The sequence below is a fragment of the Trichococcus sp. genome (genome assembly GCF_049684335.1).
Taxonomy (GTDB): domain Bacteria; phylum Bacillota; class Bacilli; order Lactobacillales; family Aerococcaceae; genus Trichococcus.
This window is the reverse complement of sequence record NZ_JBAVFV010000030.1, coordinates 26,523-51,182: the sequence shown is the minus strand read 5'-3', so window position 1 is coordinate 51,182 and position 24,660 is coordinate 26,523. Positions and strand designations below refer to the sequence as shown.

The 24,660-nt window shown below is 46.4% G+C and carries 28 protein-coding genes and 2 tRNA genes; 29 read left to right on the top strand and 1 reads right to left on the bottom strand.

Annotated features, from left to right (window positions below; translation table 11 throughout):
* Positions 1-127 precede the first annotated feature (127 nt).
* The 16 genes from WBM30_RS05710 (at position 128) to WBM30_RS05635 (ending at position 13,642) form a co-directional block, all read left to right on the top strand.
* Positions 128-1,189, top strand: a complete 1,062-nt coding sequence (locus WBM30_RS05710) for a M24 family metallopeptidase (RefSeq protein ID WP_424899784.1) — start codon at positions 128-130, stop codon at positions 1,187-1,189.
* 68 nt (positions 1,190-1,257) lie between these two features.
* Positions 1,258-1,815, top strand: a complete 558-nt coding sequence (efp, locus tag WBM30_RS05705; RefSeq protein ID WP_086984689.1) for an elongation factor P — start codon at positions 1,258-1,260, stop codon at positions 1,813-1,815.
* A 26-nt stretch (positions 1,816-1,841) separates the two neighbouring features.
* On the top strand, positions 1,842-2,267 hold the full coding sequence (locus WBM30_RS05700) for an Asp23/Gls24 family envelope stress response protein (RefSeq protein ID WP_086984690.1): 426 nt from the start codon (positions 1,842-1,844) through the stop codon (positions 2,265-2,267).
* Positions 2,264-2,719, top strand: a complete 456-nt coding sequence (nusB, locus tag WBM30_RS05695; protein ID WP_424899783.1) for a transcription antitermination factor NusB — start codon at positions 2,264-2,266, stop codon at positions 2,717-2,719. The genes WBM30_RS05700 and nusB overlap by 4 nt, the downstream gene beginning before the upstream one ends.
* A gap of 126 nt (positions 2,720-2,845) precedes the next feature.
* Positions 2,846-3,685 carry a bifunctional methylenetetrahydrofolate dehydrogenase/methenyltetrahydrofolate cyclohydrolase FolD gene (folD, locus tag WBM30_RS05690; protein ID WP_424899782.1) on the top strand — a complete coding sequence of 280 codons (840 nt, stop codon included), beginning with the start codon at positions 2,846-2,848 and terminating at the stop codon, positions 3,683-3,685.
* A gap of 16 nt (positions 3,686-3,701) precedes the next feature.
* Positions 3,702-5,036: an exodeoxyribonuclease VII large subunit gene (xseA, locus tag WBM30_RS05685; protein WP_424899781.1), complete on the top strand. Its 1,335-nt coding sequence runs from the start codon at positions 3,702-3,704 to the stop codon at positions 5,034-5,036.
* On the top strand, positions 5,036-5,281 hold the full coding sequence (locus tag WBM30_RS05680; RefSeq protein WP_424899780.1) for an exodeoxyribonuclease VII small subunit: 246 nt from the start codon (positions 5,036-5,038) through the stop codon (positions 5,279-5,281). The genes xseA and WBM30_RS05680 overlap by 1 nt, the downstream gene beginning before the upstream one ends.
* Positions 5,282-5,286: 5 nt before the next feature.
* Positions 5,287-6,180, top strand: coding sequence for a polyprenyl synthetase family protein (locus WBM30_RS05675; protein ID WP_424899779.1), 894 nt, complete (start codon positions 5,287-5,289; stop codon positions 6,178-6,180).
* A gap of 12 nt (positions 6,181-6,192) precedes the next feature.
* Entirely contained in the window at positions 6,193-7,035 is an 843-nt protein-coding gene (locus WBM30_RS05670; RefSeq protein ID WP_424899778.1) for a TlyA family RNA methyltransferase, read from the top strand.
* Positions 7,036-7,070: 35 nt separating this feature from the next.
* The gene (gene recN, locus WBM30_RS05665; RefSeq protein WP_424899777.1) at positions 7,071-8,771 is read left to right on the top strand and encodes a DNA repair protein RecN; all 1,701 of its coding nucleotides are present in this window, start codon (positions 7,071-7,073) and stop codon (positions 8,769-8,771) included.
* An 8-nt stretch (positions 8,772-8,779) separates the two neighbouring features.
* The gene (locus WBM30_RS05660) at positions 8,780-9,571 is read left to right on the top strand and encodes a glycerophosphodiester phosphodiesterase (protein WP_424899776.1); all 792 of its coding nucleotides are present in this window, start codon (positions 8,780-8,782) and stop codon (positions 9,569-9,571) included.
* Positions 9,572-9,584: 13 nt separating this feature from the next.
* Positions 9,585-10,514, top strand: coding sequence for a tRNA (adenosine(37)-N6)-dimethylallyltransferase MiaA (miaA, locus tag WBM30_RS05655; RefSeq protein ID WP_424899807.1), 930 nt, complete (start codon positions 9,585-9,587; stop codon positions 10,512-10,514).
* Positions 10,515-10,551: 37 nt separating this feature from the next.
* A complete protein-coding gene (hflX, locus tag WBM30_RS05650) occupies positions 10,552-11,811 on the top strand; it encodes a GTPase HflX (protein WP_424899775.1) in 1,260 nt (419 codons plus the stop codon).
* The gene (locus tag WBM30_RS05645) at positions 11,795-13,051 is read left to right on the top strand and encodes an aminotransferase class I/II-fold pyridoxal phosphate-dependent enzyme (RefSeq protein ID WP_424899774.1); all 1,257 of its coding nucleotides are present in this window, start codon (positions 11,795-11,797) and stop codon (positions 13,049-13,051) included. The genes hflX and WBM30_RS05645 overlap by 17 nt, the downstream gene beginning before the upstream one ends.
* A 175-nt stretch (positions 13,052-13,226) precedes the next feature.
* Positions 13,227-13,300: transfer RNA gene (locus WBM30_RS05640), tRNA-Arg, on the top strand.
* A gap of 268 nt (positions 13,301-13,568) precedes the next feature.
* Positions 13,569-13,642 (top strand) — tRNA-Arg (locus tag WBM30_RS05635).
* Positions 13,643-13,726: 84 nt separating this feature from the next.
* Here WBM30_RS05635 and WBM30_RS05630 read toward each other — a convergent pair.
* Complete coding sequence (locus WBM30_RS05630) at positions 13,727-14,029, bottom strand: hypothetical protein (RefSeq protein WP_424899773.1); 303 nt, start codon at positions 14,027-14,029, stop codon at positions 13,727-13,729.
* A gap of 238 nt (positions 14,030-14,267) precedes the next feature.
* Here WBM30_RS05630 and WBM30_RS05625 point away from each other — a divergent pair, with 238 nt between their 5' ends.
* The 13 genes from WBM30_RS05625 (at position 14,268) to accA (ending at position 24,515) form a co-directional block, all read left to right on the top strand.
* Complete coding sequence (locus tag WBM30_RS05625; protein WP_424899806.1) at positions 14,268-14,606, top strand: DUF2187 domain-containing protein; 339 nt, start codon at positions 14,268-14,270, stop codon at positions 14,604-14,606.
* Between the two features lie 283 nt (positions 14,607-14,889).
* Positions 14,890-15,351, top strand: coding sequence for a MarR family winged helix-turn-helix transcriptional regulator (locus tag WBM30_RS05620; RefSeq protein WP_176974100.1), 462 nt, complete (start codon positions 14,890-14,892; stop codon positions 15,349-15,351).
* Positions 15,351-16,334 carry a beta-ketoacyl-ACP synthase III gene (locus WBM30_RS05615; RefSeq protein ID WP_424899772.1) on the top strand — a complete coding sequence of 328 codons (984 nt, stop codon included), beginning with the start codon at positions 15,351-15,353 and terminating at the stop codon, positions 16,332-16,334. The genes WBM30_RS05620 and WBM30_RS05615 overlap by 1 nt, the downstream gene beginning before the upstream one ends.
* Before the next feature lie 24 nt (positions 16,335-16,358).
* A complete protein-coding gene (locus tag WBM30_RS05610) occupies positions 16,359-16,586 on the top strand; it encodes an acyl carrier protein (RefSeq protein ID WP_086984721.1) in 228 nt (75 codons plus the stop codon).
* A 25-nt stretch (positions 16,587-16,611) separates the two neighbouring features.
* Positions 16,612-17,571: an enoyl-[acyl-carrier-protein] reductase FabK gene (gene fabK, locus WBM30_RS05605; protein WP_424899771.1), complete on the top strand. Its 960-nt coding sequence runs from the start codon at positions 16,612-16,614 to the stop codon at positions 17,569-17,571.
* 21 nt (positions 17,572-17,592) lie between these two features.
* Positions 17,593-18,519 (top strand): ACP S-malonyltransferase, encoded by a 927-nt coding sequence (fabD, locus tag WBM30_RS05600; RefSeq protein WP_424899769.1) that lies wholly within the window; start codon positions 17,593-17,595, stop codon positions 18,517-18,519.
* A 29-nt stretch (positions 18,520-18,548) separates the two neighbouring features.
* A complete protein-coding gene (fabG, locus tag WBM30_RS05595) occupies positions 18,549-19,280 on the top strand; it encodes a 3-oxoacyl-[acyl-carrier-protein] reductase (protein WP_424899768.1) in 732 nt (243 codons plus the stop codon).
* 15 nt (positions 19,281-19,295) lie between these two features.
* The gene (fabF, locus tag WBM30_RS05590) at positions 19,296-20,531 is read left to right on the top strand and encodes a beta-ketoacyl-ACP synthase II (protein WP_424899767.1); all 1,236 of its coding nucleotides are present in this window, start codon (positions 19,296-19,298) and stop codon (positions 20,529-20,531) included.
* Between the two features lie 3 nt (positions 20,532-20,534).
* Positions 20,535-20,996, top strand: a complete 462-nt coding sequence (accB, locus tag WBM30_RS05585) for an acetyl-CoA carboxylase biotin carboxyl carrier protein (RefSeq protein ID WP_424899766.1) — start codon at positions 20,535-20,537, stop codon at positions 20,994-20,996.
* A gap of 18 nt (positions 20,997-21,014) precedes the next feature.
* On the top strand, positions 21,015-21,446 hold the full coding sequence (gene fabZ, locus WBM30_RS05580) for a 3-hydroxyacyl-ACP dehydratase FabZ (protein WP_086984727.1): 432 nt from the start codon (positions 21,015-21,017) through the stop codon (positions 21,444-21,446).
* Between the two features lies 1 nt (position 21,447).
* Complete coding sequence (locus WBM30_RS05575) at positions 21,448-22,824, top strand: acetyl-CoA carboxylase biotin carboxylase subunit (protein ID WP_424899765.1); 1,377 nt, start codon at positions 21,448-21,450, stop codon at positions 22,822-22,824.
* Between the two features lie 36 nt (positions 22,825-22,860).
* Complete coding sequence (gene accD / locus WBM30_RS05570) at positions 22,861-23,736, top strand: acetyl-CoA carboxylase, carboxyltransferase subunit beta (RefSeq protein WP_107995160.1); 876 nt, start codon at positions 22,861-22,863, stop codon at positions 23,734-23,736.
* Entirely contained in the window at positions 23,733-24,515 is a 783-nt protein-coding gene (gene accA, locus WBM30_RS05565) for an acetyl-CoA carboxylase carboxyl transferase subunit alpha (protein ID WP_424899764.1), read from the top strand. The genes accD and accA overlap by 4 nt, the downstream gene beginning before the upstream one ends.
* Positions 24,516-24,660: the final 145 nt, after the last annotated feature.

Here is a 24,660-nt window from a genome sequence, read left to right as displayed (position 1 = left end):
TTGCTGTGGATCTACGCTGTCATGCGCGAGGTCGATATTTCCTCTATCTATGCGAGCTCTTTTTTGATATACTGGATAGGTATGTTTGTAAACAAACAGGATATTTTTTTGGAAGGAAGTATGTGAAATGAGTAGAGTCTCAAAATTGCAGGCTGCCATCAAAGCGAAAAAGATGGATGCAATGCTGGTGACAAGTCAATATAACTTACGTTATGTTTCCAATTTTACGGGTACGACCGGTTTGGCGGTCATCACTCAAGAGGAAGCTTTTTTTGTGACCGACTTCCGTTATACCCAGCAAGCTGCTTCACAGGCGCAGGGGTTTCAGATTATTCAGAATAAAGGGCCGATATTTGATGAAGTGAAGAAGATTGTGGAGGAAAAGGGCCTTTCGTCTCTAGGTTTCGAAGACGCCATCCTGTCTTTCCGCAGTGTTGAGGATTTGGAGGACCTGCTGACGTGTGATCTACTTTCTGCTTCAGGCATCATCGAAGAATTGCGTGAAGTCAAAGACGAAGCAGAAATTCAGACTATCAGACGGGCTTGTGAAATTGCGGACGCCGGTTTCCTTTTCATCCTTGAGCACATCCGTCCGGGAGTTTCGGAAATAGAGATCGCTAACCGTTTGGATTTCCACATGCGCGAATTGGGCGCGAGTGGCGTTTCGTTCGAAACGATTGTCGCCAGTGGCATACGTTCCGCTATGCCGCATGGTGTTGCCAGTCCCAAGTTGATCGAAAAAGGCGACTTCGTGACGCTGGATTTCGGTTGTTATTACAATGGCTATGTTTCGGATATGACCCGCACTATTTCAGTGGGCCAACCACATGAAAAGTTGAAGGAAATCTATGATATCGTTCTAGCCGCTCAATTGCGCGTGAATGCAACGGCCAAAGCGGGCATGACAGGCATCGAAGTCGATAGTATCGCACGCGATTATATTTCGGAACAAGGCTACGGGGAAGCTTTCGGCCACTCCAATGGGCACGGTATCGGTTTGGAGGTACACGAGGGACCGAATACATCGCAAAAAGCTGGAAAAGTGCTTGTACCAGGAAATGTCATCACAAATGAACCGGGCATTTATCTCGCCGGTCTTGGCGGCGTCCGGATTGAAGATGATCTTGTTATCAAGGATGGCGGCAACGAGATTTTGATACATTCTCCAAAAGAATTGATTATTTTATAAAAAAATAGAATCCGAACTAAATTAATGGTAAACTTATTTCAAATGAGTTGCCACAGGAGGAATTATTAATGATTTCAGTAAATGATTTTAAGACAGGCCTAACGATCGAAATTGATGGAGGGTTATGGAAAGTTGTCGATTTCCAACACGTAAAGCCAGGTAAAGGTGCGGCTTTCGTCCGTTCAAAATTGAAAAATCTTCGTACAGGAGCTGTACAGGAAAAAACTTTCCGTGCGGGTGAAAAAGTCGGAAAAGCGCATATCGCGAACCGCAAAATGCAATTTCTGTACGAGAGTGCCGGTGCTTACGTTTTCATGGATACTGAAAACTATGAACAAATCGAATTGAATGCAAGCCAAATCGAATATGAATTGAACTATCTGAAAGAAAACATGGAAGTCAACATCCTGATGTACGAAACAGAAACAATCGGTGTCGATCTTCCGAATACAGTAATTCTGCGAGTGGAAGAAACTGAGCCAGGTATCAAGGGCGATACAGCTTCTGGCGGTTCAAAACCGGCTAAAATGGAGACTGGATTGATGGTCAACGTACCATTCTTCGTGAATGCGGATGATATGCTTATCGTCAACACAACGGACGGTTCTTACGTATCCCGCGCATAATGTTTCCCAAGAAAGGAGAATGACAGATGATGGAAGAAACAAACATTCCTTTAGCAAACGGTCCGGCTCCGCTGGGAGAGATTGAAATTGCTCCTGAAGTGATTGAAGTGATCGCGGGTATTGCGGCGAATGAAGTAGAAGGTGTTTATGCGATGCAAGGGTCTTTCAAGACCGGCGTCAATGAATTATTGGGACGCACTGCCCATAACAAAGGGGTACATTTGACAGTCGATGAAAATGGTTTGGCGATTGATGTGTACTGTTACATCAAATACGGGACTTCCGTGCCGAAAGTCGCTTTGGATATGCAAGAAAAAGTAAAGGAACAAGTCCTTTACATGAGCAATCTCGAAGTGTCGCAAGTGAACGTCCACGTGGTCGGCCTTGTTGCACCGAAATCCGAAGATAATGCCTATCTTGATTTGGATACAGAATTGGGGGAGAATGCGTGAGCGCTTCCCATTTAACCAGAAGAGAAATCCGGGAAAAGGCGCTTCAAGCCCTTTTTCAATTGAAAACGAATGAAGAATTGACCCCTGAAGAAGCCATCAAACAAGCGGTTTTGAGCGATTCAGAGGAATGGAACAGCGAAGAGGATGTCGAAATTCAGGATTATCCTTATTTGGTCACATTAGTGCGTGGCGTGTTGGACAATCAAGCGGTGATCGATGAAGCAATCCAACCGTATCTGAAGAACTGGACTGTGGGCAGATTGGCCAAAGCAGACGCTTTGATCATGCAGATTGCTGCTTATGAGATGCTGTTGGGAGATACGGAACAAGTACCTCAAAGGGTAGCGTTGAATGAAGCAATCGAAATTTCAAAGCTTTATTGCGATGAACAATCGAGCAAATTCATCAATGGCGTATTGTCGAACCTCATTCCTAAAACGGAAAATCCTTAATGCTTAGGCATAAGGGTTTTTCTTTTTTTGTCGATGAATTCGGACATACCAAGCCCGCTTTTCTAACCGTAATCAAAGATAATATGTTAAAATAGACGGTAACACCAAGGAAAAGGAGATTGATTAATGGAAACGATTATCATGGATGGAAAAGGCTTAGCAAAAAAAATGCAGGATCAGATGAAAGAACAGGTAGCAGCATTGACAGCAGAAGGGAAAACCCCGGGTCTTTGCGTCATTTTGGTCGGCGAGGATAAAGCGAGCCAAGTCTATGTCCGCAATAAAGAGAAGCAATCCGCAGCAATGGGTATGAATTCGCGTGTCGTTCGTCTTGCGGCAGATATTTCTGAAGCAGATCTTCTGGCAGAAGTTGAAAAGCAGAACCAAGATGAAAGCATGCACGGCATTCTGGTACAGTTGCCTTTGCCGAAACACATAGATGAACAAAAAGTTTTGCGCGCCATCCGTTATGAGAAGGATGTGGATGGTTTCCATCCGATGAATGTCGGCAACTTCTTCCTGGGCAATGAATCAGCTTTGCCTTGCACACCGTACGGCATCATGAAGATTTTGGAAGAATACAACATCGAACTTGAAGGTAAAAAAGCATTAGTGATCGGCCGAAGCAATATCGTCGGCAAACCGATGTCCATCATGCTTATGAACAAAAACGCGACAGTCACGATCGCTCATTCCCGCACTAAAAACCTGAAAGAATTGGCTAAAGAAGCCGATATCCTGGTTGCGGCGATCGGCAGAGGCCATTTCGTCACTGCTGATTTCATCAAAGAGGGCGCAGTCGTCATCGATGTAGGGATGAACCGCAGTGCAGAAGGCAAATTGATCGGCGACGTGGACACGGCTGGTGCAATGGGCATCGCAAGCCATATCACACCAGTTCCTGGCGGTGTCGGTCCGATGACCATCACGATGCTGTTGCAACAAACAATCGATAAAGCAAAATAATCAAGGAGGCACAAAGTTGGAACCTGTCTATCTCAGCGTCACCGCTTTAACCAAATACATCAAAAGAAAATTTGATGCCGATCCTTATCTCGAGCGTGTGTACCTTACTGGTGAAATATCCAATTATCGTCCGCGTCCGGGCCATCAATACTTCAGCCTGAAGGATGACCATGCCGTCATCTCAGCAGTGATGTACAAAGGAAGATTCGACAAGTTGGCCTTCAAGCCCAAGGAAGGGATGAAGGTCATGCTCATCGGACGGGTGAACGTCTACGAATCGGGCGGAACCTACAATATCATGGTCGAGCATATGGAACCCGATGGCGTAGGTGCTTTGTACCAAGCGTTCTCGGAACTGAAGGAGAAATTAGCGCGTGAAGGGTTGTTTTCCCTGCCGAAGAAAAAGCTCCCACTATTTCCGAAACGCATCGCCATTGTGACTAGCCCAAGCGGTGCGGTCATCCGGGACATCATGACGACTGTGAAAAGAAGATACCCGATCGTCCAGCTTGTGCTCTATCCGACCATTGTGCAAGGAAAGGATTCCGCTGCCAACATCATAAAGAATCTTCAAGCAATTGAGCAAAAAGGTGATTTTGATGTGGTCATCGTCGCAAGGGGTGGCGGCTCCATCGAGGATCTTTGGTCCTTCAATGAGGAAACAGTCGTCCGTCAAATAGCGGCCATGAGTGCCCCGGTCATCTCTTCCGTAGGGCATGAAACGGATACGACATTAGCCGACTTTGTTGCGGATGTCCGCGCCGCTACTCCAACAGCAGCGGCGGAGTTGTCTGTGCCGGTGTTGAGCGATGTCATCCGTTATATCCATCAGATCGACAACAGGCTCTATCAAAAGATGCGGCATCTGCACACGATGCAACAACAGCGATTGAATCGCGCCATGCAATCCTATATCTTCAGACAACCGGAGCGGATGTATGAAGGTTATGCCATCAAAGCGGATCAGGTGCAACAACGCCTGGCCAATCAGATGCAGCAGCAGATCCATTTGCGCTCCAATGAGCTGCAACGGCTGCAATTGCGCCTTGAAAACCGCAATCCTGCAAGGGACGTGCAGCTGGCAAGCAATCGCAGACAACAGCTCACCGATGAACTGAAAAGGGCCATGGATCGCTACCTGTTACAGAAAGGGATGCGCATGACATCGGCTATGCAGTCGTTGGACTTGTTGAGTCCATTGAAGATCATGTCGCGCGGGTACACTTACACGACAAGGGGCGGAAACGTAGTCGCATCCGTCAAAGAGTTGCACAGCGGCGATAAATTGAAGGTGAATTTTTCGGACGGTTATGTCGAAGCAGAAGTAAAACATGTGGTGGAGGAAAAATGATGAAGGCCGAAAAGAAAGTAAGTTTTGAAGAAGCGATGAACCAATTAGAAGCTATTGTAACAAGACTGGAAGCAGGGGATGTCCCATTGGAAGAGGCATTGGAGCAATTCAAGGTCGGGATGGATCTCAGCAAGTATTGCCAAGACACTTTGAACAATGCTGAAAAGACGTTGACGAAAATCGTCAATCCGGATGGTTCGGAAGCGAATTTTGAAGAGCCGGCAATCCAAATCGAAGGAGAATGACAAGCATGAATCTTAGCGAATTTCAATCGGAATGGATGCCTCGATTCGATGCTTTTCTCTACTCGGAATTGGATGCACGTGTGCCTTCGCAAAAAAATCTGCACAAAGCGATGGCGTATTCTTTAATGGGGGGCGGAAAAAGAATTCGCCCTCTTTTAGTGTTGGCGACCCTTTCGTTGGCAAACAGTGAAATTTCGGATGGCTTCGCAGCCGCAGCCGCTTTGGAATATGTCCATACTTATTCCTTGATCCATGATGATTTGCCGGCTATGGATGATGATGATTACAGACGGGGACGCTTGACTTCCCATAAAGTTTTCGGAGAATCCACCGCAATCCTTGCGGGTGACGCGTTGTTGACGGCTTCCTTCGAGATCCTTGCTGAATCTGCCACTATTTCGGCAGACAAAAAAGTCAGACTGATCGGCTTACTGGCGAAAGCCGCTGGGCCGAACGGAATGATTGCCGGGCAGATGGATGATGTTGAGGGCGAAACGAAGGCACTCACAATAGAAGAATTGAAACAAGTGCACGATAAAAAGACAGGCGCATTGATAAGGTACGCTGTTACAGCAGGATGCCTCATTGCGGAGGCGGATGAACCATTCTCAACCGAAATGGAAGATTTCTCCCGTCATTTGGGTTTGGCTTACCAGATCCACAATGATCTGAAGGATGTCGTTTTGGATGAAGCCGAGACAGGCAAAACCATCCATCACGATGCAGCATTGAACAAAAATACATACCCATCCTTATTGGGAGTCACCGGAGCCATCCGGGAACTGACCGGCGTCATCCGCCAAGCGGAAGACTGTCTGGACCGAGTGGCACTGTCCAATGGCGATGCGGAGGATAAAATAGATGTATTCCGACAATTATTGGATTACGTCAGAATATAACGGGAGATTACCATGGAAAAAGAAAGATTGGATTTACTTGTTGTACAACAAGGCTTGACAGATTCCCGTGAAAAAGCCAAAAGATTGATCATGGCCGGGCAAATCTATGACGAAAACAACCAGCGTTACGATAAACCAGGCGAAAAGATTTCCGTCGAGAAAACCCTCCACATAAAGGGAGAAACATTGAAATACGTGAGCCGTGGCGGTTTGAAACTTGAAAAAGCCATCGCTTTATTCCAAGTGGATCCCAAGGACAAAATCTTTTTGGATATCGGCAGTTCAACAGGGGGTTTTACAGATGTCGCGCTGCAGAATGGGGCGAAGCTTTGTTATGCGTTGGATGTCGGCTACAATCAATTAGATTGGAAATTACGTCAGGATGAACGGGTTGAGGTTATGGAGCGGGTGAATTTCCGTTATAGCAAATTGCAGGATTTTGAAAAAGGACAGCCGGAGATGGCTTCCATTGATGTATCTTTCATTTCACTGAAACTGATTTTGCCGGTTCTGAAGCAAATCATCGTAGTCGGCGGAGACGTCGTTGCACTGATCAAACCGCAGTTCGAAGCTGGAAGAGGGAAAATCGGCAAAAAAGGCATCGTTAGTGACCCTGCAGTTCATAATGAAGTGTTAAGGGATATCTTGGAGTTTGCTTCCCTGACCGGATTCGATGTGAAAAATCTGAGCTTTTCTCCTATCACTGGAGGAACAGGAAACATCGAATTTTTGGTCCATTTACAGGCCAATGATCATGCGCCGGGTATCGTCTCTCCAGAAATCGACAGCCCACAAGTGGTTAAAGAGGCTTATCTGCAACTGAAAAGCAAATCGATCTCAATTTCCGATAAATAGGTGTATCAAGGAACTGTTGCGAAGGGGAATGCGGAATGTTACAAGAGTTGTCCATTAAAAATTTTGCGATAATTGAAAATCTTCAAGTGAGTTTTGATGAGGGGATGACGGTGCTGACGGGGGAAACTGGAGCCGGGAAATCCATCATCATTGATGCCGTCGGTCTGTTGGCTGGCGGAAGAGGATCCAACGATTTGATTCGATACGGCGAAAACAAAACGGTCATCCAAGGGCTTTTCAGTATTCCCGAAAACGCCAAGACAGTGGCTGTGCTGGAATCGTATGGAATCGAAGCGGACGGGAACCAAGTTCTGCTGCAGCGAGAACTTTCCCGGAACGGCAAAAACATTTCCCGCGTCAACGGCACAATCGTAACGGTTGCGACTCTGCGCGAAGTCGGCGAAACGCTGATCGATATCCACGGGCAGAACGAGCACCAAGAATTGATGGATCCGCAAAAACATATCGACCTGCTGGATCAGTTCGCCGGGAATGAACTGAGAGAAGTCAAAATGACATATCTCGATACTTATGCCACATATATGGATACACGCAAGCAATTGATCAAATTGAAGACAGACGAGAAAGAAACAGTCCAAAGAATCGACTTGTTGACTTTCCAAATCCAGGAAATCGAGCAAGCGCAGTTGAAAGACCCTGCAGAGGATGAAAAGCTGGAAGAAGAACGGAACCTGCTTGTCAATTATCAAAAAGTCATGCAAGCTTTGACGAGTGCGTACGATTCAATGCAGAACAGCGAAGAAAACGGCATCGACAAAATCGGTCTCGGCATGGCGGCGTTGGAAAAAGTGCAGGACATCAATCCGGCCTACCAGACAATCGCATCCTCCGTCTCGGCAGCGTATTACCAGCTGCAGGAATGCGCCGGTGACATCTTGTCGGAGATCGAACAATTATCCTATGATGAAGGACGCTTGAACGAGATCGAGAACCGATTGGAATTGATCCGCCAGTTGAAGCGGAAATACGGAAACACAATCAGCGAAGTTCTGGGGCATTACGAAAAAATTTCCCAAGAACTCGATCTGATCGAAAACCGGGAAACCTACCTAGAGAAACTCAACGGGGACTATAACAAGGCAAAAGAAGAGATTCTGGCCATCGGTAAACAACTGACAGTCCTCCGCGAAAAAGCTGCAGTCATTCTGGAAGAACAGATCCAACTGCAGTTAAAGGAACTGTACATGGAAAAGGTCCTTTTCAAGACAGTTTTCCATGCACAGCCAGGGAAGATTGCGATTACCGATAACGGGCTGGACCACGTGGAATTCTATATCGCGACGAACGTCGGCGAACCACTGAAAGCGTTGGCCAAGGTTGCCAGCGGCGGCGAACTTTCGCGGATGATGTTGGCGATGAAAGCCATTTTCACCAAAACGCAGGGCATCACCAGCATCATCTTTGATGAAGTGGATACAGGCGTTTCGGGCAGGGTAGCGCAAGCAATCGCCAATAAGATCCACTTGGTGGCCAGTTATTCACAAGTGCTCTGCATCACGCATCTTCCGCAAGTGGCAGCGATGGCGGATCAGCATCTCTATATCGAAAAAGAGATCATCGCCGAACGGACAAAGACACATGTCAAATCGCTGTTCGGGCCTGAACGCATCAACGAAGTCGCACGCATGTTGGCGGGTACCGATATCACGGAACTCTCACTGGCCCACGCAAAAGAATTGCTGGAGTTGGCCGATACCGAAAAAAATAAAGCTTGAAAGCTTGAATGAAGAACTGCGCTGAAGAGAAGAAGAGCAGACCGGAAGGACTGGGGAGATTGGCATACACTAAAATCATCGCGCACAGGGGCAGTCGCGGGACCCGACCAGAAAATACGCTGGAGGCTTTTCAGGAAGCGCTAAAAGTTGCATGCGACGGCATAGAATTGGACGTCCATCTGACTAAAGATGGTGAGGTCGTGGTAATCCATGACGAGACCGTGGACCGCACGACATCCGGAAAAGGCTATGTCAAAGAGATGACTTTGGAACAATTGAAAAAATTGGATTCCGGCAGCTGGTTCGATCCGCAATACAGCAATGCTCGCATCCCGACACTCCAAGAGGTGTTGATCCTTTTGGAGGAGAATCGTTTTACAGGGGTCCTTAATGTTGAATTGAAGACGGATGTGTTCCAATATCCCTCAATCGAAGAAAAGGTGCTTGCTCTGGCAGAGCCTTATCTTGCCCATTTTTCGGTCATCTACTCCAGTTTCCACTATGAGACCTTGAAAAAAATCAAGGCGTTGCGCGAGGACTCGAAAATTGCTCTGCTTTTCAGCAAAAAAGGGAAGCAACAAATGGACCTGGGCGAAGGCATCCCTGTAGAGGGTTGGCATCCGAAATTCTCGATTCTGCGCAGTCTTCCGCCTTTCGAACAATCCAAAATCCCGCTTCGGGTTTGGACGGTGAACCGGAAAGTCGAAATGCAGGTCTGTCTGCGCAAAAATATCGATTCGATCATCACCGATTATCCGGAACGCGCACTGCAAATGAGAAAGGTGATTCAAGGTGTCTGAAAAAACAAAAGAAATGTTAGCTAAAATCATGGTCATTGTCGGTCCGACAGCAGTCGGGAAAACCGCGCTGAGTATCCGGTTGGCAAAAAAATACAACGGTGAAATCATCAATGGGGACTCCATGCAGGTGTACACAGGCTTGGACATTGGGACCGCTAAAGTGACCGAGGAAGAAGCGGAGGGCATCCCGCATCATCTGTTGGATATCGTTCCTGTAGAGCAGGATTACACTGCATCTGACTTTAAACGGGACGCGGGACAAGCCATCGAGGCGATCCTGGCAAGAGGCAAGCTTCCGATTGTGGTCGGAGGATCGGGACTTTATATAGAAGGACTTTTGTTCGATATGCAGTTCGGCGGGGTGGCTGCCGAAGATCCTCACTACCGGAAACAACTGGAAGCTGAGCTGGAACGGACTGATGCCATGCACATATGGAACCAATTGCAGGATAAGGACCCCAAAGCTGCCGAACAGATTCACCCGAACAACAGCCGAAGGGTGATCCGGGCTTTGGAAGTGATCCACTTCAGCGGGAAACGCTTCTCGGATCAGACCGATCGGGAAGCAGCTCCTCATTATGATGCGCTGCTGATCGGTCTTGACACTGAGCGAAGCGTTCTTTACGAGCGCATCAACCAGCGTGTTGATCTGATGGTGGCAGGTGGACTGGTCGAAGAAGCAAAAGCTCTTTTTGACAAACGGCTGCCGGCCAAGACGCAAGCGACAAGAGGCATCGGATACAAAGAATGGTTCGCTTATTTCAATGGTGATGTCACATTCGAAGAAGCCACAGAACTGCTGAAACAAAATTCAAGGCGCTATGCCAAAAGGCAGTTGACTTGGTTCCGGAACAGAATGAGCGGCATCCATTGGTTTGATCTAGTTCAGAACAATCAAGAGATGAAAAAAATCGAAGATTCAGTCGAGTCGTTCTTAGCCTAAGCTTTGAAAAGAACGAAAAAAGAAAGTTGGAAATTTTATGGAAAATAAGAAAGAAAAAGTTATTCTGGTTAACGTGCAGACGACTCAAACAGATGAAGCCTTTGAATATCAACTGAGAGAACTGGCGGAATTGACCGAAACCGCGTTAGGGGAAGTTGTCGGCGTATTGACCCAAAAGAGGGACCGCAAAGATTCCCGGACGGTCATCGGAAAAGGCAAAGTCGAAGAGCTAGTGAATTTGTGTGCAGAGCTGGAGGCGGATACCGTCATTTTCCAGCAAGAACTCTCTTCAAAACACGTACGCAACATCCAAGAGAGTGTCGATTGTAAAGTCATCGATCGCGTTCAACTGATATTGGACATCTTTGCGATGCGCGCCCGCAGTAAAGAAGGGAAACTTCAGGTAGCCTTAGCGCAGTTGAGTTATCTGTTGCCGCGTTTGATGGGCCAAGGCGTCAATTTATCCCGTCTGGGCGGGGGAATCGGAACAAGAGGACCAGGTGAGACAAAACTCGAGACCGACCGCAGACACATCCACAGCCAGATGCAGGAAATCAAGAAGACCTTGGAAGAAACAGAGTTGCACCGCCAAAGAGCAAGAGAAAAACGCCATGCCAGCGAAGTGTTCCAGATCGGCTTAATTGGTTACACGAATGCAGGGAAATCGACTGTCATCAATCGTTTGACCGACGCAGCAACTCTGGAGGAGGATAAGTTGTTCGCAACTCTGGATCCGTTGACAAGAAAGCTGACGTTGCCGAATCAATTCCAGGCTACGATAACCGATACCGTAGGCTTCATCCAGGATCTTCCGACACAGTTGATCCATGCTTTCCATTCAACATTGGAAGAGAGCCGCAATATGGATGTATTTTTGCACGTGGTCGATTCTTCGACCTCCTTCATAGATGAACATGAAAAAACCGTATTGGATCTATTGAAGGATTTGGATATGGATAAGACACCGATGTTAACGATCTACAACAAACGCGATCTTGCCGGTCCGGATTTCCAGCCGCGCCTCTTTCCGAATATCGTTATTTCAGCACTTGATGATGATGACATCAACCGATTGAAGGACTTCATCTGGGATGAAATCGCAAAAATGTTGGTTCCGTATACAAAAGACCTTGATGCAAGCGGTCCTGAAGCCCGCACGATGAATAAAATGCAGCAAGAGACCTTTGTGGAATCCATCGAATATATAGAAGAAACAAACGCATACCGCTTAAGAGGGTACGCTAAAAGCAATTCAAAATGGTTAGGGGACAAAGCAACGGATGCAAGTGACGAATAAAGAAGCAAGGCTGGCCGGGTTAGTCGAAAAAGTTGACAACAAAATCCAGCCCGTTTTTAAAGGGATACAGGAAAAGGCTTTATTTAATCAAGGCAAAGTGTTGGAAGCCTTCCGAAAGCACCGCGTCAGCGATTACCACTTTAACCCGAGCACAGGCTATGGCTATGACGATGATGGCCGCGATACGCTGGAAAAAGTCTATGCGGAGGTTTTTCAGGCTGAAGCTGCTTTGGTCAGACCGCAAATCATTTCCGGAACACATGCGATCTCGACTGCGCTCTTCGGAGTGTTGCGGCCCGGGGATGAATTGATGTATGTGACCGGAACGCCATACGATACCCTTCTGGATATTGTCGGTCTGACCGGGAACGGAATCGGTTCTTTAAAGGAGTATAATATCGCTTATCAGCATATCGATCTGCGTGCAGACGGCAAAGTCGATATTCCGACGGTTCTTGAGAAAGTCAGTCCCAAAACAAAAATGATTGCGATTCAACGCTCCCGCGGCTATGCCGCCAGACCCTCCTTTACGATAAATGAGATAAAAGAGATGATTGCGGCAATCCGACCGCATGTGGGGCCAGAAGCCGTCTTTTTTGTCGACAATTGCTATGGGGAATTTGTCGAAACGCTAGAGCCAATCGAAGTTGGAGCCGATTTGATTGCCGGCTCTCTCATCAAAAACCCGGGTGGCGGCATCGTAAAAATGGGCGGGTACCTCGCCGGCCGTGAAGACCTGATTGAACGGTGCGCCTACCGTCTGACAACTCCGGGGATCGGACGTGAAGCCGGTGCTTCCTTGTACAGCCTTCTGGAAATGTATCAAGGTTTGTTTTTGGCGCCCCATGTTGTCGGTGAAGCGGTGAAGGGTGCTGTCTATACTGCTGGACTCTTGGAAGAATGCGGCGTATCTTCCACCCCTGCATGGGACAGCCCGCGCACTGATTTGATTCAAATGGTCGCACTGCCGAGCAAGGAAGCTATGATCGCCTTTGCTCAAACGATACAGAAATATTCCCCCGTGAACGCAGCAGTCAAACCGATTCCGGCCTATATGCCTGGTTACGAGGATGATGTCATCATGGCTGCCGGAACCTTCATTCAGGGCGCAAGCTTGGAATTGACGGCAGATGGTCCAATCAGACCACCTTATTTGCTTTACGTGCAAGGCGGCCTGACCTATGAACATGTTAAATTGGCAGTCACGGCAGCAGTGAAGGATACGTTTTTCGCAGAATAATTTGTGATTCCGGGCTGAACAGCACGCACATTCAGCCCAGAAATCACACTTTTGGGAATAAAGAACTACCAATCATGTAATACCTCAAAACCTTACTGAGAAAAAGTGTTGACTTTAAGCTGATTTCCGCCTATACTATTAAATGTTGTGAGTCATTCAGACGGCTCAAAATTTTGTCTCAATAGCTCAGCCGGATAGAGCATTCGCCTTCTAAGCGAACGGTCGGGAGTTCGAATCTCTCTTGAGACGTCATATCTGTTTTCAGGATCATAAGTCCATAACAGAGAATCGGTTGCATCCGTGAAGAAGCGGATGCGACGTTTTTTTTCTCATGACAGCCTTATGGACTGGTCGGCAGATAGAAACCGCAGCGCAATTATCCGTTTATTGCGAGTGTGAAATATTTTTTGGTAAAAAATCAAAATCATAGTGACAATTTAAATGGTTTGCTGTATAATCATTTCTTGTGACACCGGTTTGAAATAGATTCAAACTTGGTTTGCCGAATATCAACTTTGTCTCAATAGCTCAGCAGGATAGAGCATTCGCCTTCTAAGCGAACGGTCGGGAGTTCGAATCTCTCTTGAGACGTATCAAACAAAAATAAAGCCCGCCGCAAGGATCTATTCCTTGCAGCGGGCTTTTTCTCTGGGAATGATTCCAGGTTTCGAGAAATCAATCCAGGTATTCAAAAACGTTTTTTGCAGTTTCATCGAAAACAACTTCATGCGAGTCGCTGTTGTCGATTTTCTTCAATGGGAAATTTGTACGGTAGATGCTTTGATCTGGGAACTGCTCCAAATAAATGACAAAATTTTTCGGGTAGAAACTGACCATTTTCGTGAATACATGGTCTTGGTCAATGATGACAGTCTTCACTTCAGACATGCTCTTCACCCAGTAGGTATCCACATTGAAATATTCACCTGGATGAACTGTGTATTCATATTTCAGTATCGTAATAAGGTCATTCAACATCATAAATCCCTCCTAAACAGAATGTTAAACTCTTCACATCCCCATTATACCTCATAGCAAGCAGATAATTAATACATTTTTGAAATGAAATTGCGGACCCAAATCAATAATTTGAAAGTTATATGTCGATGTTAAAGGCAATAAGTGGAAATTTAGGCTAAATTATGAAAAGTGTGGTATACTACTACTTGTAAGTCTGTTGCAGTTCCTGGTTCTTAAAAGTGAGGCGATAATGGAAATGGTACGAAATATTACTAACGAAACGAAAACCATGATTGAGACCGAATTACGTAAAGGTACGAGCAATTCACGTATTGCGAATTTGCTTGGCGTGTCGTATGAGCAGGCTTTGGAGGTCGTTGATGCCATCAAGGAATCTATACGTCCTGAAATCGGTGATGAAATAAAATTTACATTCCGCAAGCAGGAAATGGTAGGGGTAATCCGAAAATTATTGACAAATAGCGCCGTCGTTGAAATCTATTGGGATTTATCCTCGGGCACGATGAAGGATATCTGTGAAGATAAAACGATTGTGAATTTCAAAGACATTGAAGAGTTTGTTAAAGTTGATTAATACATATATGCAAAAGAAGCGGCGCTCGTTGTCGCTTCTTTTTGTCGTAGCAGGTCGTACCAAGCGGGCTATTTATACTGCAGTTTACCGTAACCGTTTTAAAGTAGTAAGGAATCAATGAATCTTGTTATACCGGAAGATATAAGAGAAAATTATTATCGAAATGCTTGACAGGTTGTATAAAATTTTATATAGTTTGAAAGTCGAAAGGTTTGAACATCAAACTATTTTGACCTTCAAACAAATGTGGTTTGATTGGGCATCGAAAGGAGGAGAGCTATCTTTGGATCATTCCATAGATAAAATTAACTCATATCTCGTAGCTGTCTTCAATGAAGTGTTGGATATCGAAGAGGGTGCATTGCGTGTCAGTACATTTTCTGATCTATCCATCAAGGAGATGCATACAGTCGAGGCAATCGGCATGTATCAAGCTCATACAACTTCAGAAGTAGCAAAAAAATTGAACATAACTGCGGGAACTTTAACGGTGGCCATAAACGCTCTGGTAAAAAAGGGGTATGTCGAACGCATTCGGATGGAGAAAGACCGCAGAGTCGTAAAACTAGGATTAACCAAAAAAGGACGCTTACTGTATCGTCTTCATGATAAGTTCCATAGAGAGATGGTAAAGAATACCATTCGCGATATGGAAGATCAGGAAGTGAAAGTTTTGCTGAAAGGCCTAAACAATCTTCACGGTTTCTTATTTGGGTTAGTTCAAAATATCAAGGAACAGGGTTGATGGAATTGGGTTCAAAAATTAGCGCAACAGGTCACTATCTTCCTGAACAGATCATCACGAACGATGATCTGTCTAAAATCATGGACACGAGTGATGAGTGGATCAGCAAAAGGACAGGCATCCGCAGCAGACACATTTCGAAGGATGAAAATACTTCCGATCTGTCAAGCAAAGCGGCTCTCAGAATTTTGCAAAACGGCAACATCACTGCAGACCAACTGGACTTCATTATAGTAGCTACAATGACGCCGGATGCTCTTAGCCCATCGACCGCTTGCTTAGTGCAAGAAAAGATAGGTGCAGTAAATGCTTTCTGTTTCGACATCAATGCAGCATGTTCCGGTTTTGTCTTCGCATTGTCCACAGGTCTCCATATGATGCAGAGCAATCTATATCAATATGGCATGATCATCGGTGCTGAGACAATGTCCAAAGTCGTTAACTGGGAAGACCGTTCTACGGCTGTCCTGTTTGGGGATGGCGCAGGCGGCGTGTTGTTGGAACGAACGGAAGATGATTGCTTCGTTGCAGAAGCGATCCATTCTGATGGTGGACGCCATATGGCATTAGTGGCGAACACGATGAAAGTAGAAAACCCGTATGGAGACTCCTCTCAGGAGGACCAAGCTTTCCTTACGATGGATGGCAGAGCCATCTTCGATTTTGCAATCCGCAGTGTGCCAAGTGTCATACGCGAAGTGATGGAGAAAGGAAATCTTTCTGACGGCGATCTGAAGAAGATTTTGGCTCATCAAGCGAATGTGCGCTTATTGGAGGCAATCAGTAAAAAAGTGAAATTGCCATTTTCATTGTTTGCCACAAACATTGCGGAAACGGGCAACACCTCAGCAGCAAGCATTCCGATACTGTTGGATCAGCTTGTTCAAACCAAGGAAATTCAACTCGGCACCAAAGATAAGGTGCTGATGACAGGATTTGGTGGCGGCCTCACTTGGGGAGCCATCGTAGTATCATTAAACTAAAAAAAATATTTGGAGGAATTTATTATGACATTCGAAAAAATCAAAGCAATCATCGTGGACCAATTGGACAAGGAAGAATCAGAAGTACAATTATTAACTAACTTCAGAGAAGACTTGGATGCTGACAGCCTGGACTTATTCCAAATCATCAATGACATCGAAGACGAATTTGACATCAAAATCGAATCAGACGAAGGCATCAACACTGTTGAAGATTTAGTTAAATACGTTGACGCTCAACTAGCAGAATAAGCAGTAAAAGGAAAGTAGGCCTTGTATGAAGTCAGAATTATGTGAATTATTAGGCATCCAATATCCAATCATTCAAGGAGCAATGGCGTGGGTAGCGGATGCTGATTTGGCAAGTGCCGTTTCCAATGCTGGTGGGCTTGGTCTTATAGGGACTGGACATGATAGTGTGGATGTAGCGAAAGAAAAAATTTCCAAAATGAAAGCATTGACGAATAAACCTTTTGGCGTAAACATCATGCTTTTGAATCCGCAGGTCGATGCTGTTGTTGAAGCAGTGATTGCTTCTGGCGTTAAGGTTGTCACAACCGGTGCCGGAAGTCCAGCCCGCTATATGAGCCAATTCAAAGAAGCAGGCATCACAGTCATCCCGGTTGTGGCTTCCGTTGCTTTAGCGAGAAGAATGGAAAAAGACGGCGCAGACGCTGTCGTTGTCGAAGGTATGGAATCCGGTGGTCACATCGGAAGAACAACGACAATTGCCCTGGTTCCTCAGGTTGTCGATGCCGTATCGATTCCAGTCATCGCAGCCGGCGGTATTGGTGACGGACGCGGAATGGCAGCTGCTTTCATGTTGGGAGCATCTGCTGTTCAAGTCGGGACCCGTTTTGTAGTTGCCAAAGAATCCAATGCACATCAAAATTTCAAGAATGCCATCCTAAAAGCGAAAGACATCGACACAGTCATTACCGGTCAGATTACCGGACATCCTGTTCGTGTGTTGCGCAACAAGTTGACCAGAGAATATCTGCAAGTCGAGAAAGAAGAGACGAGCAAGGAAAATCCGGACTTTGCAAAACTTGAAGAAATGGGCAAAGGCGCTCTGAGAAGAGCGACTGTCGATGGTGATAAAGACTACGGTTCGATGATGGCCGGGCAAATTGCCGGCTTGATTTCGAAGGAACAAACGTGTCACGATATCATACAAGAGTATATGACGGAATGCAAAGAAGTTATCTTGGCCCAAGCAAAATTGTGGGCTGAGTAACAAATTTATAGAGGTGAAATAATGGCAACAGCTTTTGTCTATAGTGGTCAAGGTGCGCAATATTTCGGAATGGGTCAAGAACTTTATAACGAGTATGCCGTTGTGCGCACTGTTTTTGATGAAGCTTCAGCAACGCTTGGGTACAATGTTGCAGAATTATGTTTCCAAGAGAATGATAAGCTTCATTTAACTGAATATACACAACCAGCAATCTTAACGGTTAGCTACGCCCTTGATCAATTACTAGCTGAAAAGGGAATTCAGCCAGATTTTGTTGCAGGATTGAGCCTCGGAGAATATACAGCACTGGTGAAAGCCAATGCTTTTTCTTTTAATGAGGCTATTTCGCTCGTAGCGAAACGCGGCAAATACATGAGCGAGGCAGTTCCTGCAGGCCGTGGCAAAATGGCCGCCGTCATGAATGCGGAACGCTCTGTGATCGAAGAATCTTGCCGGGAAGCAAGCGAGACAGCTTATGTCGCGCCTGCCAACTATAATATGCCGACGCAGATCGTCATCGGCGGGGAAATCGAAGGCGTCAATAAAGCCATCGAAATCCTTGAGTCCAAAGGCGTGAAACGCATCATCCCTTTGAACGTCAGCGGTCCTTTCCATACAGCTCTGCTGCATCCTGCAGCGGAAAAGTTGGAAGTTGCTTTGGCTGAGGTGAATGTGGATGAACCGAAGATTCCTGTCGTCGGCAATACCGAAGCGACCATCGTAACAAGGGATGCCATCAAGGGTCTGTTGGTGCGTCAGATTGAATCGCCGGTATTATGGGAAGACAGCGTCCGCAAGCTGGTTGAATTGGGTGTGGACACCTTCGTGGAAGTCGGCCCAGGCACGACTTTAAGCAAATTCATCAAAAAAATCAACAAAGAGGTCGCTGTGTACAATGTGGAGGATTTGAAATCCCTCACCAAGACCCTTGAAGCATTACAAAAATAAAGAAATCTGACAAGAAATGAGGGATAGTCTTGGATTTAAAAGGAAAGACGGTCATCGTCACTGGTAGTTCAAGAGGAATCGGGGAAGCCATCGCTGAAGCGTATGCGAAACGTGGAGCCAATATTGTTCTGAATGCACGCAAACCGATTGCTGAAGAAAAAGTCGCGCATCTGGAATCTTACGGCGTCACTGTCAAAACACTCTTAGGCGATGTCAGCGATTTTCAGACTGCCAAAGAAATCGTCAGCCAAGCCAAAGAACTTTTCGGCTCCGTTGATGTTTTGGTTAACAATGCAGGGATCACCCGCGACAAATTGATCATGCGTATGGATGAAGAAGACTTCGATGCCACTTATCAAGTGAATCTGAAGGGTACTTTCAATATGATCCGCCATGCTTTGCCGCTTATGTTGAAGCAAAGAGCAGGAAGCATCATCAACCTGTCAAGCATCGCCGGTGAAACCGGAAATATCGGGCAGGCCAACTATGCTGCCAGCAAAGCCGGAATCATCGGATTGACGAAATCTGTCGCCCGTGAAGCTGCGACAAGAGGCATTACGTGTAATGCCATTGCTCCAGGATTCATCGAAACGGAAATGACGGATGTTCTTTCAGAAAAAATTCAGGAACAAATGTTGACGCAAATCCCATTGAAACGATTTGGAACAGCCGAAGAAGTGGCTAACACCGCTGTCTTTTTAAGTGAGAATACTTACATTACCGGCCAGACCATCAGTGTCAATGGCGGCATGTACATGTAAGACAGGAGGATAAATATGAATCGCGTGGTTATTACAGGTATGGGTGCTATCACACCATTAGGAAATACAGTCACTGAATATTGGGACGGCATCAAAAATGGTAAAAACGGCATTGCTGCCATCACTAATTTTGATGCATCCGAAACGGGCATTTCTGTCGCAGGTGAAGTGAAAGACTTCGATGCGACCTTATATATGGACCGCAAAGAATACAAGCGTATGGATCTGTTTTCGCAATATGCGGTAGCAGCCTCAGCTCAAGCCGTGAAAGAAAGCGGAATCGACATGGAGAAAATCGATGCCGATCGCTTTGGTGTTACTATCGGGTCTGGTGTCGGCGGCTTCATCACCATGGAATCCGGTATCATCAAAATGCATGAAAAAGGACCGAAACGCGTACCACCTATGTTCGTACCGATGGCGATCGGAAACATGGCAGCAGGAAATACCGCCATCAAATTCGGCGCTAAAGGACCAAGCATGGACATCGTTACTGCTTGTGCTTCCGCGACAAACTCAATCGGAGAAGCGTTCCGCAGCATCAAACATGGTTATGCAGACCTGATGCTTGCAGGGGGGGCTGAAGCAACTGTCTGCGAAATCGGCATTGCTGGTTTTGCGGCACTGACAGCATTATCCACAAGCACTGATCCGGATCGCGCTTCCATTCCTTTCGATAAAGAAAGAAATGGTTTTGTAATGGGTGAGGGAGCAGGCATCTTGATGCTTGAAAATCTTGATCACGCATTGGAACGCGGTGCAAACATCTTGGCTGAAGTTGTCGGATACGGTGTCACTTGTGATGCTTACCATATGACGGCTCCTTCAGCTGATGGCAGCGGAGCTGGCAAGGCGATGCTTCAAGCTATGAAAGAAGCGGGCATCACTCCGGAGCAAGTTGATTACATCAACGCTCACGGAACAAGCACAGCAGCAAATGACTCAGGCGAAACAGCTGCCATCAAATACGCTTTCGGCGAAGAAGCATACAACGTTGCTATCTCTAGCACGAAGAGCATGACTGGGCATCTATTGGGCGCTGCCGGCGGTATTGAAGCTGTTGTCTGCGTTAAAGCCATTCAAGACGACTTCCTGCCGCCAACAATCGGGTTCCAAGTGGCTGATGAAGGCTGCGATTTGGATTACATCCCGAATGTCGGTCGTGAAAAAGAAGTTACTTACACATTGAGCAACTCTTTGGGCTTCGGCGGCCACAATGCCGTACTATGTTTCAAAAAATGGGAGGCTTAATACGTGAATATTGAAGATGTAAAGAGCCTCATTTCCTTGATCGATGAATCGACCTTGACTGAGTTGCATTATCAGACAGGCGACTTTCAACTTTTGTTGTCCAAGAACAAGTCGGTCCAATCGAACCAACAGTCAAGCGACAGCGTTCCGGCAGCAGCTCCAACTCCAGCAGCGACTGCTCCGGTCCAAAACATCAAAGAAGCCGTTTCTGAAGCGACTGCGAAAAAAGAAGGACAGATCATTACTTCTCCGATTGTCGGCGTTGTTTACCTTTCACCGACTCCGGATGCGAAACCTTATGCCACTAAAGGCCAAATCATCGCTAAAGGCGATGTAGTCTGCTTGGTGGAAGCAATGAAACTGATGAATGAAATCAAAAGCGAATTCGATGGGGAAATCGTTGAAGTGTTGGTTGAAAATGAACAAATCGTTGAATACAACCAACCATTATTCCGCATCGTCTAAAAAAAGGAGACTATTAAAATGAGTTTATTAAGCGCACAAGAAGTTATGGCTATCATCCCGAACCGCTACCCAATTTTCTTCATCGACAAAGTTGAAGAGTTGACACCAGGCGAACACATCGTCTGCTACAAAAACGTAACAATCAACGAACCATTCTTCCAAGGACATTTCCCAGGCGAACCAGTAATGCCCGGTGTATTGATCGTTGAAGCATTGGCTCAAGCAGGATCTATCCCATTGTTGACATTACCGGATTTCGAGGGACAAACAGCTTACCTGGGCGGATTGAATAAAGTCAAATTCCGTCAAAAAGTTGTTCCTGGCGACGTTTTGCGTCTTCAAGTGGATATCATCAAATTGAAGAAATTTGCGGGTATCGGTTACGGACAAGCTTTTGTCGGAGACAAAAAAGTTTGTGAAGTTGAAATGACCTTCATCATTGGTAGATAATATGTTTACGAAGGTATTGATCGCAAACAGAGGAGAAATTGCTGTCAGGATCATTCGGGCTTGTCATGAGTTAGGAATCCAGACGGTAGCGGTCTATTCTGAAGCTGATCGCGAAGCGTTGCATACCCAACTTGCCACTCAGGCAATTTGTATCGGTCCTGCAAAAGCGAGCGATTCCTATTTGAATATGACAAGCATTTTGAGTGCGGCAGTCGTTACAGGTGCCCAAGCCATTCACCCAGGCTTTGGTTTCCTCTCGGAAAACAGTGCATTCGCCACTATGTGCGAAGAAATGAATATCCGATTCATCGGACCTTCTTCCACCATCATCGACCTGATGGGCAACAAAGCAAATGCCCGTAAAACGATGATCGCAGCAGGCGTGCCTGTCACTCCGGGAAGCGAAGGCTATATCTCTTCGTATGAAGAGGCCGTGGCGCAAGCTGAGAAGATTGGTTATCCGGTCATCCTGAAAGCTGCCGCTGGTGGTGGCGGTAAAGGGATGCGGAAAGTCTACCAAGAAAACGGTTTGGAGGCAGCCTTCAGCCAGGCGAAAGCGGAAGCTAAAGCAGCCTTCGGAGACGACCGCATGTATCTTGAAAAGATCATCACACCGGCTCGTCATATTGAAGTGCAGATTTTAGGGGATTCATTCGGAAATGTTGTCCATCTGGGTGAACGAGACTGCTCCCTTCAGCGCAATCATCAGAAAGTGCTGGAAGAGAGCCCGTCCACCTTCATCACCGAAGCGACACGCAAAGCTATGGGAGACGTCGCCATCCGAGCAGCTAAACATGTCGGCTACACGAACGCAGGCACAATCGAGTTCCTTGTTGATGCCGAACAACGTTTCTATTTCATGGAAATGAACACGCGAATCCAAGTGGAGCATCCGGTGACCGAAATGGCTACTGGCATCGATATCGTCAAAGAACAATTGCGCATCGCGAGCGGTGAGCCTTTGTCCTTTACGCAAGATGATGTAGCCATCACCGGTCACACGATAGAGTGCCGTATCAACGCTGAAAATCCGGCTTTGGGCTTCCGACCTTCATCCGGGAAAATCGACTACCTGTTCTTGCCTAGCGGCGGGAATGGACTGCGTGTGGAAAGCGCCATGTATGGTGGATATGTGATTCCGCCATTCTATGACTCGATGATCGCCAAAATCATCACAAAAGGCGACGACAGAAGCGAAGCAATCGCCAAAATGAGGCGTGCGCTTCAGGAACTGGTCATCGAAGGAGTCGACACGAACCAATTCTTCCAGGAAGATATTCTGCAGGATCCTAATTTCATTTCCGGAGATTACGATACGGAATATCTTCAGAATGTGTTCCTGAAAACGTGGGCACCTGAAGAAGAGGAAAGTGTATAAATCAATTAGTCAAGAAGTCACACTAGAGGTGAGGAAATGAAATTATTTCGTAAGCGTCCTTACATTCCGATAGCTCAAGTTCCCGCTTCAAAAACAGACGATCAGAAACCGATCGTTCCTGAAGGCTTATGGGAAAAATGCCCGAATTGTCAAAAGACGATCTACAGCAAGGATTTGGGGAAAGATAAAGTATGCCCGCATTGTGCCTATAATTTCAGGATTTCGGCATATGAACGCATTTCCAATATCGTTGATGAAGGTTCTTTTGATGAATGGAACGCGCTCATGCCCGAAGAAAATCCATTGGCTTTTCCGGGATATGAGAACAAACTGAAGATTGCCAAAGAAAAAACGGGACTTGACGAGGCGGTTGTAACCGGCGCGGCATTCATCAATAAGCATAAAGTTGCTTTGTGTGTGATGGATTCGAACTTTATAATGGCAAGCATGGGGAAAGTTGTCGGTGAGAAGCTGACGCTCGCGTTTGAACGCGCAACGTCAGAAAAGCTCCCGATCATTGTCTTCACTGCTTCGGGCGGCGCCAGAATGCAAGAGGGCATCATGTCCTTGATGCAGATGGCGAAAGTCAGCGTTGCAGTCTCCAATCACAGTAAAGCAGGGCTATTGTACATCACAGTCTTGACCGATCCGACGACTGGGGGCGTAACGGCCAGCTTTGCGATGCAAGGGGATATTATCCTGGCTGAAACAGGGGCGACTGTCGGTTTCGCCGGCAAGCGCGTCATCGAACAGACAATCAAAGCGAAATTGCCTGAAGGTTTCCAGACAGCAGAAAAGGTGCTGGAAAACGGCTTTATCGATAAAATTGTTGCCAGAAAAGATTTGAAAAGAGCATTGCAGCATCTATTGCTGTTGCATGCTCCAGCAGAAAAGGCGGGTGAAGTGCAGTGAAGGATGTCAAAGAAATTATCACCTCTGCAAGAAGTATCTCCCGTCTGACAGCGACAGAAATGATCCATGCCATCTGTGATGGTTTTGTTGAATTTCACGGTGACAGAAAGTTCGGTGACGACCCTGCTATCGTCGGTGGGATTGCATTGCTGGATGACATGCCGGTAACCGTCATCGGAACCCAAAAGGGCCATGATGTGACCGAAAATGTCTATCGGAATTTCGGGTCACCGCATCCGGAAGGCTATCGTAAAGCAATTCGCTTGATGAAGCAGGCGGAGAAATTCAATCGTCCGATCGTTACTTTCATCAATACCTCAGGCGCTTTTTGCGATGTCGATTCTGAGGACCGAGGCATCGGTGAAGCAATCGCTGAATCGCTTTTAGTGATGAGTCAACTGACGGTTCCTTTCATCGCTATCTTCATCGGCGAGGGCGGCAGCGGCGGTGCATTGGCGTTGGCAATGGGCAACGAGGTTTGGATGTTGGAGAATACCATGTATTCTGTCCTGTCCCCGGAAGGCTTTGCCTCCATTTTATGGAAAGATTCCTCGCGATCCGATGAAGCAGCCAAAGTAATGAAGCTGACGCCTGATGATCTTTTTTCATTGGACGTCATTGACAAAATCATTATGGAAACCCGCAGGAAAGTGGCCCGTAAATCGGATGATGTGATGCTGGAACTGAAGCGGGAATTAAGTGCCAAGCTGAAAGAGCTGAAGCAACTGACTCCAGCAGAATTGGTCGAGCAACGCCAAAAACGATTCCGTAATTATTGATTCAAGAACAGCTATGTACCGCCCGCACAACAGCAGTTGTGCGGGCGGTTTTTTTCGCGTTCGCTTTTATGATATAATGACCTAACAGTAAAATCAGCTTAGATTGGGGTGATGGAAATGGGAGAAAAAATTATTTTTCCACTAA

What these genes read in the sequence shown, in the direction of transcription:
- WBM30_RS05710 (WP_424899784.1), top strand. Translation starts at nt 128, where the DNA reads ATGAGTAGAGTCTCAAAATTGCAGGCTGCCATCAAAGCGAAAAAGATG.
- efp (WP_086984689.1), top strand. Translation starts at nt 1,258, where the DNA reads ATGATTTCAGTAAATGATTTTAAGACAGGCCTAACGATCGAAATTGAT.
- WBM30_RS05700 (WP_086984690.1), top strand. Translation starts at nt 1,842, where the DNA reads ATGATGGAAGAAACAAACATTCCTTTAGCAAACGGTCCGGCTCCGCTG.
- folD (WP_424899782.1), top strand. Translation starts at nt 2,846, where the DNA reads ATGGAAACGATTATCATGGATGGAAAAGGCTTAGCAAAAAAAATGCAG.
- WBM30_RS05680 (WP_424899780.1), top strand. Translation starts at nt 5,036, where the DNA reads ATGAAGGCCGAAAAGAAAGTAAGTTTTGAAGAAGCGATGAACCAATTA.
- WBM30_RS05675 (WP_424899779.1), top strand. Translation starts at nt 5,287, where the DNA reads ATGAATCTTAGCGAATTTCAATCGGAATGGATGCCTCGATTCGATGCT.
- WBM30_RS05670 (WP_424899778.1), top strand. Translation starts at nt 6,193, where the DNA reads ATGGAAAAAGAAAGATTGGATTTACTTGTTGTACAACAAGGCTTGACA.
- recN (WP_424899777.1), top strand. Translation starts at nt 7,071, where the DNA reads ATGTTACAAGAGTTGTCCATTAAAAATTTTGCGATAATTGAAAATCTT.
- WBM30_RS05660 (WP_424899776.1), top strand. Translation starts at nt 8,780, where the DNA reads ATGAAGAACTGCGCTGAAGAGAAGAAGAGCAGACCGGAAGGACTGGGG.
- miaA (WP_424899807.1), top strand. Translation starts at nt 9,585, where the DNA reads ATGTTAGCTAAAATCATGGTCATTGTCGGTCCGACAGCAGTCGGGAAA.
- hflX (WP_424899775.1), top strand. Translation starts at nt 10,552, where the DNA reads ATGGAAAATAAGAAAGAAAAAGTTATTCTGGTTAACGTGCAGACGACT.
- WBM30_RS05645 (WP_424899774.1), top strand. Translation starts at nt 11,795, where the DNA reads ATGCAAGTGACGAATAAAGAAGCAAGGCTGGCCGGGTTAGTCGAAAAA.
- WBM30_RS05630 (WP_424899773.1), bottom strand. Translation starts at nt 14,029, where the DNA reads ATGTTGAATGACCTTATTACGATACTGAAATATGAATACACAGTTCAT.
- WBM30_RS05625 (WP_424899806.1), top strand. Translation starts at nt 14,268, where the DNA reads ATGGTACGAAATATTACTAACGAAACGAAAACCATGATTGAGACCGAA.
- WBM30_RS05615 (WP_424899772.1), top strand. Translation starts at nt 15,351, where the DNA reads ATGGAATTGGGTTCAAAAATTAGCGCAACAGGTCACTATCTTCCTGAA.
- WBM30_RS05610 (WP_086984721.1), top strand. Translation starts at nt 16,359, where the DNA reads ATGACATTCGAAAAAATCAAAGCAATCATCGTGGACCAATTGGACAAG.
- fabK (WP_424899771.1), top strand. Translation starts at nt 16,612, where the DNA reads ATGAAGTCAGAATTATGTGAATTATTAGGCATCCAATATCCAATCATT.
- fabD (WP_424899769.1), top strand. Translation starts at nt 17,593, where the DNA reads ATGGCAACAGCTTTTGTCTATAGTGGTCAAGGTGCGCAATATTTCGGA.
- fabF (WP_424899767.1), top strand. Translation starts at nt 19,296, where the DNA reads ATGAATCGCGTGGTTATTACAGGTATGGGTGCTATCACACCATTAGGA.
- fabZ (WP_086984727.1), top strand. Translation starts at nt 21,015, where the DNA reads ATGAGTTTATTAAGCGCACAAGAAGTTATGGCTATCATCCCGAACCGC.
- WBM30_RS05575 (WP_424899765.1), top strand. Translation starts at nt 21,448, where the DNA reads ATGTTTACGAAGGTATTGATCGCAAACAGAGGAGAAATTGCTGTCAGG.
- accD (WP_107995160.1), top strand. Translation starts at nt 22,861, where the DNA reads ATGAAATTATTTCGTAAGCGTCCTTACATTCCGATAGCTCAAGTTCCC.